We start from the raw sequence: 1,396 nt of genomic DNA, 5'->3' as shown, positions 1-1,396 counted from the left end.
TTTTTGGCGATTAAATCAGATCACAAACGAAGCCTTTTTTCTATCTATTTCAATTGGTTGTAGCTAAAGATCCTGTACATGTGGCGTCACTATGCTCCAGCACGCCCAGATAGACGTGGGTGAACTCGGGGCTTAGAAAATCAAAATCCAGCTCCTTGTCGAGCTCGGCCCAGTCGCCATAGCCTTGGTAGCTAAAGTCGGTGATGGTATCGAACAGCCAGCCGTTGAGGCCGCGCACCAGCCGGATTTCCACCGGGTGATAGCCGCCTTGGGTGGCTGAGTAGTTGGGGTCATTAAAACGAAAGGTGAGCGCCGTCAGCGGCTCCAGATTGATGCATTGCTCGCTCACCATCTCGGCCAGTTGGGATTTCAGCCAGGGGCTGACGGGCAGCAGTTGGCCTTCCGCTTGAAAGGGAATTGTCATGGTCATCTCCTGAGTATTCGGGGGTTAGTCGGTCAGCCAGTCGAAGAGCTTCTTGGCGCCGTATAGCGCGGTTCCGGCTACCGCTATTGGAACGGCTAGCGGGGCGGAGCTCGCTAGGGTTAATCCGCCCGCAACAATCGCTGCGGTCTGTGAGGCGGAAGGTAAAGCCGTTGTCACAGCGGTCGCTATCGCGGTTTCACGCAGTGGATGGGCCACGGCCATGGTTTCTATGGGAACAACCGGCAGACGTGGGAGCACCTGACTGCCGACGGCAAGCCCGGTTTCTACCAGCCTTTGTACCTGCGCACTGTAGTGAAAGCCCTGGATACACCAGGTTACGAAGTGCTCGCAGTTGTTGAGCAGGGCGCTGTAATGCGCCTCACCCAGTCGCGACCAGGCACGCTCGACGCTTTGCTCAGGTGCGTAGCGACGCAGGCTGTGGGAGACAACGCGGCAAGGATGGCCGTTGCGGAATACGTCCAGAGAGGTCAGTACCACTTGCCCGGACTCCTCGCCGGACGAGTAACCGGCGTAGTGGATGACTTCGTTATTCCCGACATAGAGCCCGTGATGGGTAAACCCCGGACGCGGGGAAATCAGGTGGTCACCTGCTTGCATGATGGTTCTCCTTCAATTGAATAAATAGAAAACGGCCCAAGGTCTCCCGAATCAGGGGAGCCCTTGAGCCGTGTATGCCGTTGAGTGATCGGTGTGGCGTTAGCCGTGCGAGGCGGTGGTTGTGGTGCTGGTAGGTGAAGCGGAGCCCAGCTTGCTGGTCAGTCGGGACTGACGGATGGGCGTGGTGGCTTTGGGTTTAACCGCCGCAGTTGCAGGCGATGCTATGTCGCTGGTCTGAACCAGTGGGTTTTCCGTTTCTGACTCGGGATAAAACTCCTCCAACATCTGCGGGATATCCTCCTCGGTTTCTTCAAACTGACCATTGCCCAGTAGCGCTCGGGCCATGGCTTCCAG

The 1,396-nt window shown here is 57.1% G+C and carries 2 protein-coding genes and 1 pseudogene; all 3 read right to left on the bottom strand.

Annotated features, from left to right (window positions below; translation table 11 throughout):
- Nucleotides 1-49: 49 nt before the first annotated feature.
- Entirely contained in the window at nt 50-424 is a 375-nt protein-coding gene (locus ACYVG7_RS10350) for a DUF2787 family protein (RefSeq protein WP_460883039.1), read from the bottom strand.
- Nucleotides 425-448: 24 nt separating this feature from the next.
- Nucleotides 449-1,042 carry a lecithin retinol acyltransferase family protein gene (locus ACYVG7_RS10345; RefSeq protein WP_460883038.1) on the bottom strand — a complete coding sequence of 198 codons (594 nt, stop codon included), beginning with the start codon at nt 1,040-1,042 and terminating at the stop codon, nt 449-451.
- Nucleotides 1,043-1,141: 99 nt separating this feature from the next.
- Nucleotides 1,142-1,396 (bottom strand): annotated as a pseudogene (locus ACYVG7_RS10340) (hypothetical protein); the annotation flags it as partial.

Source organism: Pseudaeromonas pectinilytica, from assembly GCF_054780855.1.
The sequence above is the reverse complement of the archived record's forward strand: the minus strand, read 5'-3'. Positions and strand labels throughout refer to the sequence as shown.

Excerpts from the sequence above, each read along its gene's own strand:
- ACYVG7_RS10350 (WP_460883039.1), bottom strand. The coding sequence starts at position 424 with ATGACAATTCCCTTTCAAGCGGAAGGCCAACTGCTGCCCGTCAGCCCC.
- ACYVG7_RS10345 (WP_460883038.1), bottom strand. The coding sequence starts at position 1,042 with ATGCAAGCAGGTGACCACCTGATTTCCCCGCGTCCGGGGTTTACCCAT.